At 66.6% G+C, this 9896-nt stretch carries 5 protein-coding genes; 1 reads left to right on the top strand and 4 read right to left on the bottom strand.

All coding sequences use genetic code 11. The annotated features are described in order from the left end of the window. Positions 1-151: 151 nt before the first annotated feature. The 4 genes from ACV4UY_RS15995 to ACV4UY_RS15980 all read right to left on the bottom strand — a co-directional run bounded on the left by ACV4UY_RS15995 (position 152) and on the right by ACV4UY_RS15980 (position 8445). The gene (locus ACV4UY_RS15995; protein ID WP_491608555.1) at positions 152-2032 is read right to left on the bottom strand and encodes a potassium transporter Kup; all 1881 of its coding nucleotides are present in this window, start codon (positions 2030-2032) and stop codon (positions 152-154) included. Positions 2033-2079: 47 nt separating this feature from the next. Further along, positions 2080-3009 carry an SUMF1/EgtB/PvdO family nonheme iron enzyme gene (locus ACV4UY_RS15990; RefSeq protein WP_491608554.1) on the bottom strand — a complete coding sequence of 310 codons (930 nt, stop codon included), beginning with the start codon at positions 3007-3009 and terminating at the stop codon, positions 2080-2082. A gap of 62 nt (positions 3010-3071) precedes the next feature. Beyond that, positions 3072-7394, bottom strand: a complete 4323-nt coding sequence (locus tag ACV4UY_RS15985; RefSeq protein WP_491608553.1) for a hypothetical protein — start codon at positions 7392-7394, stop codon at positions 3072-3074. 31 nt (positions 7395-7425) lie between these two features. Continuing rightward, positions 7426-8445, bottom strand: coding sequence for a M23 family metallopeptidase (locus ACV4UY_RS15980; protein WP_491608552.1), 1020 nt, complete (start codon positions 8443-8445; stop codon positions 7426-7428). A 370-nt stretch (positions 8446-8815) separates the two neighbouring features. On the opposite strand from ACV4UY_RS15980, the gene ACV4UY_RS15975 reads away from it, so the two are divergent. Further along, the coding region (locus ACV4UY_RS15975; RefSeq protein WP_491608556.1) for an inorganic phosphate transporter at positions 8816-9896 on the top strand (1081 nt) is incomplete at its 3' end.

Below are 9896 nucleotides of genomic sequence, written 5' to 3'. Positions count from 1 at the left end.
TAAGGGAGGGCCACGGTTGGGGGGTGAGGGGGTTCTCCCCCCATCATGCCAGTTTGGAAACGAAGCTCGTATTTGGCACTGTGGCCTCGCGGGAAACGACGCAGCTCAAAACAGGCGCGGTTTAGAGCGCGCGTTCTACACTCCCCACGCCCTACAACTCGATCTGCAACCCCATTTCCACCACGTTGCGATGCGGAATCCGGAAGTAGGATGCCGCCCCGCGCATGTGGCGTGACAGAGCGATGAACAGCCCCAGACGCCAGTTCGCGCGCTCTTGGGACCGTTCGCGGGCCACGAAACGGGTTCGGCTCAAGAAGAACGACGCCTCCCGTGCATCGAAGCGGAAATCCCCGAAGCGACAGCTCTCCAGCATGGCCGGAATCTCCGGCGACTCCATGAAACCGAACGCCACCGATACCTTGTGAATCCCGAGCGGCAGGGGGGTGAGCTGGATGCGCCCGGCCTCCGGGATTCGCGGCAGAGGCGCGTTGACCAGGGTCAGGATGATCACATGCTCGTGCAGGACCCAATTGTGCCGCAGGTTTTGCAACAGGGCATGGGGCACGGTGTCCGGGCGGGCGGCCAGATAGACCGCCACCCCGTCCACCCGCGGGGGCGTCTCCCGTTCGAACTGTCCCAGGAAGGGCTCCAGGGGGATCTCTTCGGCCTGGATGGCGTGGCGGGACTGTTCGCGTCCCCACTGCCAGACATGCATGAGGGTGAGAATCATCAAGCCCATGGCGAGCGGGAACCATCCTCCATCGAGGATTTTCAGGCTGTTGGCCGCCAGGAAGGCCAGATCGACGCCCAGGAAAAGGACGAGCAGCAGCCGGGCGAGGAGTTTGGGGAGTCGCCACAGGGCCGGCAACACCACGCCGAAGGCGAGCAGCGAGGTGGCCACCATGGTGCCGGTGACGGCGATGCCGTAGGCGGCGGCGAGATGCTCCGAGGAGCGGAAGATCACCACCAGCAGCAACACGCCGATCATCAGCAGGCGGTTGATGGCGGGCAGATAGATCTGACCCGCGTGGCGCGCCGAGGTGTGGACCACGCTCATGCGCGGCAGGAAGCCCAGGCGCATCGCCTGGCTGGTGGCCGAGAAGGCTCCGGAGATCACCGCCTGGGAGGCGATCACCGTGGCGGCGGCGGCCAGGATCACCATGGGGAGCCGTCCCCATTCGGGCACCAGGTGGAAGAAGGGGTGGGTGAGGGACTGGGGATCCTCAAGCAACAGGGCGCCCTGACCGAAGTAGTTCAGGAGCAGCATGGGAAGCACGAGCGCCAGCCAGACGAGGCGGATCGGCGCGCGACCGAAGTGACCCATGTCCGCGTAGAGCGCCTCGCCGCCGGTGACCGCCAGGAACACCCCGCCGAGCATCGGCATGGCCACGGTGGGATGGTCGATGAGCCAGCGGGCTCCCCAGGCGGGATCGAGGGCACGCAGCACCTCGGGGCGTTTCAGGATGGCCAGAAGGCCGGTCAGGCCGATCACCAGGAACCAGACCAGCAGAATCGGTCCGAACAGCCGTCCCACCCTGGCGGTGCCGAGGTGTTGAAAGGCGAACAGCCCCACCAGAACCAGCAGGGTGATCGGCACCACGATCGGTTTGAGCAGCGGGGTGGCCACCTCCAGTCCCTCGACCGCGCTCAACACCGAGATGGCCGGGGTGATCATGCCGTCGCCGTAGAAGAGGGCGGTTCCGGCCAGGCCCATGACCAGAAGCGGGGCGCGCAGCGGGCTTCGCGGGGTGATTTTTTCCAGGGCGAGGGCGAGCAGGGCCATGATGCCCCCTTCGCCGTCGTGATCGGCGCGCATGATGAAGAGCACGTACTTGATGGTGACGACCAGCAGCAGCGCCCAGAAGATCAGGGAGAGGGCGCCGAGGATGCGGGCCTCGCCGGAGCCGACCTCGCCCGCGGCGCGGACCGCCTCGCGGAGGGCGTAGAGGGGGCTGGTGCCGATGTCGCCGTAGACTACGCCGAGGGCGCCGAGCATCAGACCGCCCCATGCCCGGTGTTTGGAGTGTTGCATGGGTTTGGATCCCGTGGATGGGGAACCGCTCCGTGTTTTGGGCGTCATCAGGGAGTCTTGACGAGCCGGAACCCCAAATCGCCGAAGCTGGTGCGCGGATCCCCGTGGTTGCGCTGGGTGGGGTGGGTGAACTCCGAGTTGCTTTTGATGCTGCCACCCCGGAAGATGCGCGTGGGGCCGGACTCCGGTCCCTTGGGGTTGTGTTTGGGGGCCTGGGCATAATAGGCATCGTCGTGATGATCCGCCACCCACTCCCAGACATTGCCGCTCATGTCGTAGAGGTGAAAGGCGTTCGGTGCCAGTTGTCCGACCGGATGGATGTCGTCACGGGCATTGCCCTTGTGCCAGGCAACCAGGTCCGGATCGTCGCTGCCGCAGTAGCGCTGGGTCGCGCCGCCCCGACAGGCGTACTCCCATTCGGCCTCGGTGGGGAGACGGTAGCGGGTGGCGCTCAGGTCATTGAGTTTGCGGATGAAGATTTGGATCTGCTCCCAGGAGACCCCGTTGACCGGGCAGTCGGGGCCGCACCCCTTGATCAGGGAGGGGTTTTCTCCCATCACCGACTCCCATTGGGCCTGGGTCACCTCGTATTGGCTCAGGTAGAACCAATCCACGCAGGTTTCATGACGCGGCGCCTCGCGCGGGTTTTCGTCGGAGCCCATCTGGAAGCACCCTTGGGGCACGATCACGAATTTCATGTTCAGATAGAATTCATGGCTCAAGAAGTGCCAAGCCATGACCCCTCCCCAGGCGAGGAGCGCGACCGCCAGCAGCCAGAGGAGCGGTTTGCGGACTTTGGGTTGACCAGAGGGGGTGCCGCGGGTGAATTTCGGACGCGCCTGACCGCAGCGGGTGCAGAAGGCTTCGTTCCCGCCGAAGGTGTCGTCCGGATGGAGCGGATGGGGCAACGCGACCCCGCAGCGCCCGCAGAAGCAGGCGTCGTCGGTATTGCGGAAGCGACATTTGGGGCAATCCATGGCCCACCCTCGTGTTTGGCTGGGGGATGTTGGCGAGGAGGGCATTATATCCAATCATTTATTCATTTGTCATTCGGAATCTTGTCATGTTGTTCTGGTTGGGCCGGTGCGTTCCGGGTCGCGGGGGGGCGTGGTGCGCGCCAGGTTCCCTGGGTGGCGTAGCTGTTCCAGGCCCAGCGGATCCAGCTGAGCAGCGCGGCGGCCAGCCACAGCGACCACAGGAGCATCAGCAGCCGATAGGCCATGATCGGCAGCGAATAGACCACGGCCACGGGGAGTTCCGGACCGGTGCGATCCGCGAACCAGCGCAGCGATCCGGCATGGGAGAGATTGCCGCTGACATGCATCTGGGGATAGCCGAGCAGGCCATGCCGGAAGATTTCTCCGAGGGCGATGCCGGCGGCCACGGTCCAGGCCACCAGCAGCACCTGACGCAGATTGAACAGCAGGGGATGGTCGAGATGGGCCTGGTGCTTGCGCCAGCCGACCAGCGGGAACCAGGCTACCAGGATCAGGGCCGGCACGAGTTGGACGGTGCTCAGGCCCAGACCGAGCAGGAACCAGTGGTGGCTTTTGAGAGGGAGCCAGGGGATGCGACCGAGGGCGAGGGAGAGCAGCAGCACGATCCCCAGGACGCCCCAGTAGAGCACCGCCGGTCCCATGGCCGGTCCGTCGGTCCAGAGGATCCAGCGGTCCGGGGGCAGTTCGAGTCGGAGTGCGGCGTTGACCCCGGACAGGCCCAGATCGACCTGGGGGGTGGCGGTACGAAAGGCGAGGCCATCGGGCTGACGCCAATCGAGCTGGATCTGCCGTTTGCCCGGTGCGATGGGCACGGTCACCCGATCGCCGTCCTGACGCAACGGGATCTCGCGTCCCGCGATGCGCGTCGCGCGCAGCCGCGCTCCTTCCGGCAGACGGATGATCTGCTCGCCGCCCTGTCCGGCCTGGAGGGTCAGGGTCAGGGAGAGATCCGTGTTGCGTTCCCCTGGCGTGGCGGTCAGCTCCGTTCGTTCCAGGGTGGTGGTGGGCCCTTCCACCCCGGTGAGTCGCAGGATGCGCAGACGTGCCTCCTCACCCGGCCAGGGGCGCCATTCGGGTTGGAACAGCCCGGCATCGTCGCTCATCCGCACGGGAGCGATCCCTTCGAGGGCTACATGCCAGAGCGGTGCGGCGCGCAGCAGCCAGATTTCGTATCCGAACGATTGGCTGGGGGCCACCAGGCGAATCCTCTCCCGGATCTCCAGGGTCGAGCGCCATTGAAACTGCCCTTCGGCGCTTTCCAGATTCACCTTCACCCGTCCATCCGTCACGCGGGCGTTCTCCGAGGTGGGGGACTCCCCCTCGACCAGGGGCAGTTCCACCGCGATGGGTCCATCCACCGGGGCGATGCGTCGCACCAGGGTCTCCATCTCCCAGACCGGTCCGAGGGTCAGGATTCGGGTCACCTCCAGGGTGGGCGGCACCCGGGGCCGTTCCAGGGTGGGCGCGCCACCGCCCTCCGGTTCCGCGCGCGTTGGCGGAGGGGGTGCCTGAAGGGTGCGACGGCGCAGTTGCAGGAAGCCGTCGGTCGTGTTGGACGGTTGGAATTTCTCGATATCCCAGGTCGCGCTCGTTCCCTCGATGTGACGGGGCGGCATGGGCAGCTCGAGCCGAACCAGCTCCTGGGGCGGCAGCTCCCCTTGCATCAGCAGTTGATGGATCCCCTCGGGAATCACGATCCACACCACCTTGGCCGAATGGGCGTCGTGCTCCTTGCGGCGGATGTCGGTCACGCTCTTGCCATTCAGCCAGATCTCCTCGGGGAGCCACTGACCGGCCTGTCCGGGCAAGGGGATGGCCACTTCGCGGGCGGCATGCATCTCGAGGCGCAGGCGCAGCAGGTCGCCATCCGTTTCGACCCGCAGGCGTTGCAGATCCGCGCAGGCCGGCAGACAGGCGGGGGGCTCCAGCAGCCGCTCCCGGAGGGAGTCGAGCATTTTTTCATCCGGGATCCCGGCGGACCAGGCCGGGTTCGGAGCGAGACCGAACAGAGGCAGCGCGACGAGCAGCGTCACCGCCAGGGCCGTGGCCGGCCCAGCCGGTCCGGGTGCGGATGGGGGTGTCTCGGGTTGGGGATTCACCTCCGGCGGGTTGGACGGGTCGCGCCGCGGCGGCCAGCGCACCCCCAGAACCCATGCCGTCAGGAGCAGGGCCAGCAGGATGCGCGCGACGATCATCAGGCGGTTGGCCCAGGGTGGGAGAAGATGGAGTTGCATCGTCTGTTCGCGGGTTACCGGGCCGCTCCATTGGAATTCGATCTCCCGCCATTGCCAGGCCGGCAGCCCTGGTCCGGTCTGGGAGACGGCCTTGGGATCCGTGACGCGCATGAGCGGACGGGATGGGGTGGCTTCGGCGGGAGCGCTCCCCGACAGGAGCGGCCCGCCGTGGTCCAGGCGCTGTTTGAGGGCGGATGGGGTCTTGGCCTGCAACGCCTTGACCGGTGGGCTCGTGGCGCCATCCCGTGCCTCTGCCATTTCCGGGGCCGGGGCGGCCATGCCGACCGGGGGCGGGGCCATGGCCAGGGGTTGATGGATGGCGGTGGAGCGGGTCTGGACGGCTGCGTCGGCGGCGGGGTCGGTGATCGAGGGCCGCTCCAGTTGGGGATGGAGCCCCTGACGGGCCTGGGTGATCAGGAAGGGCAGAACGAGCGTCACCAGCATGGCCAGCGCGCCCAGCCGCCAGATTTTCAGGCCGTATCCGATCCATCCGGATCCGGGGACGACCCGGAGTGCGGCCTCCGCCGCCATGAGCGACAACAGGTTCCAGGCCAGACCCGGCTCCTCGGGATGGATCAGCGCCAGTGCCAGCAAGGTCGCGCCACCCCGAATCCGTCCCCACAATCGGGACGCGGCCAGGGCGGTGACCAGGATCAGGAAGAGATCCAACAGGCTCCAGCGTCCCAGCCAGCTCTCGCCGATGTCGTCCACGCCGGTGGCGTGCAGCAGACGCCAGCCCGGCGGGAGGTGCAGCGTCCCGGTCACCTTCTGGAAATCCAGATCCCATCCCACTGCCGGCAGGCGTCCGTCGTGCCTCGGCAGGCGGCTTTCGGCGATCAGCTCCACCCGCCGCTCGCGCACCTCGACACCGCTTGACTCCCCGTCCGGGAGTCGGGTGATGAACTGGTTTTCGCCCTTGATCTCCACCCGTCCCAGCTCGGTCGGTCCGTGCATCTCCAACCGCCAGGAGCCGGTCCCCTTGCCCTGGATCCGGTCCTGGATCGTCCAACCCGCGCCCGAGAAATCCAGCCAGAGCTGTCGGGTCAGGCTCAGCCGCTCCGGCGAGGGGTCGATCTCGCCGCGCTGGTTCTCCTTGAGCACGGCCCGATCTCCGGGCAGAAAGCGGAAGGTCGGGAAGTCGCGCCATCCGACCGGCATGGCGGTCTGACGCGGATCGATCGGTCCCAGACCGGTCAAGGTGGCGATGCGCATCCGGTGATCCGCGGCAAAGGCCAGGAACTCCTCCTCAGGCCAGGGAGGGAGCCGCTCTGCCGGGCGTTCCAGGCTCTCCAGGGGACCCGCCGTGCGCTGTTCGAGATCGATCCGCCACACTCCCGGCTTGGCCTGGATCGTCATCGCGCCGTCCGGTTCCAGACGCAGCGGAAGTTGCGACTCCACGCGCATGGGAATCCAGTTGCCGCGCCGGACGTTCGGCAACACGATGTCGCGGGGCCGCCCCGCGACCCGCAGCTCGATGCGCGTCTCCAGGCGGATCGGCACCCCGTCGCGCAGCAGCCGGTGGACGGTCACATCCAGCTGATCCGGATCCTGGGATTCGACGGATCTCTCGTCGGATGGGGGCGAGTCCGGACTCTTGGCCTGCAACCACAACCGACCCTGCTCGTCCGGGGTGGCGAAGGGGCGCGGTTTTCCGGACAGGGTGAGCACGATCAGACCGATCTCGCGGGGGAGGCGCAGAAACTCCGGCAGGGTGGCATGGGCGAACCGTCCCTGGATCGAATGGCTTCCCGGCGTGAGCCAGACCCCCGGCATCTGATCGCGGCTGGTCACCACCGCCGGCTTGTCGTCCACCTTGACGTGCAACGGCCAGTGATTCGGATCGCCGGGCAGGGGGTGCCACCCTGGGATGATCGCCCTGGTTTGGAGGGTGAATTGTCCCGAGGTGGTCTCCATGCGCAGATGGAGCCGACCAGGCCACTGACAGGGGCGCTCCGAGGCGTTGTCATGCGCCATCGGACAGAGCCGATCCTCCTGATCGTGCAGCACCCAGTCGATCCACGGCTTGAGCGGATCCGGGATCCCCGTGGTGGCGGGAGTGGCCTGGACGAGGGCAGGCGACAGGAGAACCACCCAGACGAGGAGAAGGAGAGTCCGGAGGGATGTCTGCATGGGTGGGTCTCCACGACGAGAGGGGGAATCGTCAGGGTATGGTGAGCCGTTTGGTCAGGCGAATCAAGGGTTCCACGAACCCTTCGCGCTCCAGGATGAACTCCCCGGTGTAGGTGCCGGCGGGCCAGGTGGCGGGTGACTTCGGACGGGGACGGCCCAGGTAGCGGATCGTGCGGGCCTGGTGTTTGTCGGCCTGGTCGCTCTGTTCGGCCAGGATGCGGCCTTGCGGGTCGATCAGGCGGATGGTCTCCCTGTCTCCCTGGCGCGCGCCGAAAAAATTCACCCAGAAGATCAGGGCCTTGTCACGCGGATTGAAGCGGGTGTCCGGTGGATCGGCTACCAGGGTGGTATCGGGGATGCCCGACGAGAAACCCGAGGACAGCTCGCCGGCATGTCGATAGGTCAAGGTCGGGCGGAGTTCGGGCCGCCACAGCACCTTGCCCGGCTCCTCGGGACGCTCCGGATCGCGGGCGTCGAAGGGGTCGATGGGGTGGCCGTCGTGGCGCACCTCGAAGTGAACGTGGGGGAATTGCGCCAGTCCCGACTGGCCGATCAGACCGAGGCGGTCGCCGGCCCGGACCGTTTGACCCGGCGTCACGGCCACGCTGCCGGCGCGCAGGTGACCGTACTGGCTCTCCCATCCCGCGCCATGGTCGATGAGCACCCCGTTGCCGCCCAGACGTTCGCCGATGGCCCGTTCATCCACCGTGCCGCTGGCCGGTCCGTCCGGCATGCCGTCGCGCGTCGCCTTGACCACGCCGTCGGCGGCGGCGACCACCGCCACGCCGGCACGCATGTCGCGAAAGGTGCGCACCCGGAAGTCGGTCCCCTTGTGTCCGTCGTAGGTGAGGGATCCGTGGCGGTAATCCTCGGCCAGGGGACCGGGATCGTGATCGAGATGGTTCTGGATGAAGCAGGTTTCACCGGGCAGACAGTCAACCGGCAGGTGCAGGGGGAGGGGTGGAAGTTCGGCCCGCGCCACGCCCGGAGGCGGGGCGAAGAGTATCCACGCAAGGGCTGCCCAATGAAAAAATGAAATCGTGACGCGCATGGGCTTTGGGTGTCGTTGGCGGGCGGAACGGTGGCGGAAGGGGGGAGGGTCCATGGTGTGGCTGATTGGCGTCGGCCAGGGATGATAGTGGATGACGGATCGATTTTTCAAGAGAGGTGTTGACGCGACTCTCTCAAGAAGGGGGAATGAGTCCATGGCGGCGGCAATGAATGGCGCATGATGGGGGGAAACCCCCACACCCCCCGACCGTGGACCTCTCTGGCGGGAGTTCCACGGTCAAAGATGGGGCCGGATGCGAAGTTACCTTGAGTTCGGCGGTCATGCGAGCGAATCTATCCGCATTTGCGTCGGATCTGGCCTTTGGGCCGGCGGGACGTATCCTTGGAAAGAGCATGGATGAGGCGTGGGGATGGGCATGGGCGCGGAAGAGACCCGAATGTTGATGTGGATCGCCATTTTTGCGGTCTTGTTCTTCGATTACACCAACGGTTTTCACGACGCCTCGGACATGACTGCCTCGGTGGTCGGTTGCGGCGCCATGAGCCCGACGCGGGCGGTGCTGGTGGCCGCCTTCTTCACCAGTCTCGGCCCTCTGCTCGGGGGAACCGCCGTGGCCAACGCCGTGGGCCGGGTCCTGGACCTGGGCGGCCTGGACGCGCGCATGGCCACGCTCATCATCCTGGCCGGGATCTCCGGGGCGATCTTCTGGAATCTCCTGACCTGGTGGTTCGGCATCCCCTCCTCCTCGTCCCATGCCCTGATGGGCGGGCTGGTCGGGGCCACCTTGACCGCCGTGGGCGATGGACATGTGCTCTGGGGAATCCAGGCGCTCTTCGATGGCCAGGGACTCAAGGGGTTCGCCAAGGTGCTGGCCGCCCTGGTCATCTCGCCGGTGGTCGGTTTTGGCGTGGCCTACGGGGTCTACTGGGTCATGTTCTATTTCATGGAGGGGATCAAGCAGGCCATCTGCCGCCACCGCATCCGCGTCTTCGACAGGATCGGACGCAGCCACCGGCGCGGCGAGGAGATCCCCAACATGAACAAATGGATCAAACGCTCCCAATACCTCACGGTCGCGGTGCTCGCCTTTGCCCACGGCACCAACGACGCCCAGAAAAGCATGGGGGTGATCGCCATGCTGCTGCTGGTCAATGGCCAGACCGGCCAGTTCCATGTCCCCTATTGGGTGATGATCACCTGTTCGCTGGTGATTACCCTCGGCACCCTCTCCGGAGGATGGCGCATCGTCGAAACCCTGGCGTTCCGGGTCTCCAAACTCCGTCCCATCCAGGGACTGGACGCCCAGTTGGGCGCCGGCGCGGTGGTGTTCGGCGCCTCGATCGTCGGCATGCCGGTCTCCACCACCCATGTGGTCAGCACCTCGATCATGGGCGTGGGCGCGGCGGTGAACATCCGCCGGGTGAAGTGGTTCATGGCCCTGCGCATCGTGCTCACCTGGGTGATCACCATCCCCGGTTCCGGGATGGTCG

Source organism: Candidatus Magnetaquiglobus sp. (assembly GCF_058402785.1).
Note: the sequence above shows the minus strand (reverse complement) of the source record. Positions and strands in the feature narration are given on the sequence as shown.

Bases quoted from the DNA above. Each gene is read 5' to 3' on its own strand.
- ACV4UY_RS15990 (WP_491608554.1), bottom strand. From the start codon at position 3,009: ATGGATTGCCCCAAATGTCGCTTCCGCAATACCGACGACGCCTGCTTC.
- ACV4UY_RS15995 (WP_491608555.1), bottom strand. From the start codon at position 2,032: ATGCAACACTCCAAACACCGGGCATGGGGCGGTCTGATGCTCGGCGCC.
- ACV4UY_RS15985 (WP_491608553.1), bottom strand. From the start codon at position 7,394: ATGCAGACATCCCTCCGGACTCTCCTTCTCCTCGTCTGGGTGGTTCTC.
- ACV4UY_RS15980 (WP_491608552.1), bottom strand. From the start codon at position 8,445: ATGCGCGTCACGATTTCATTTTTTCATTGGGCAGCCCTTGCGTGGATA.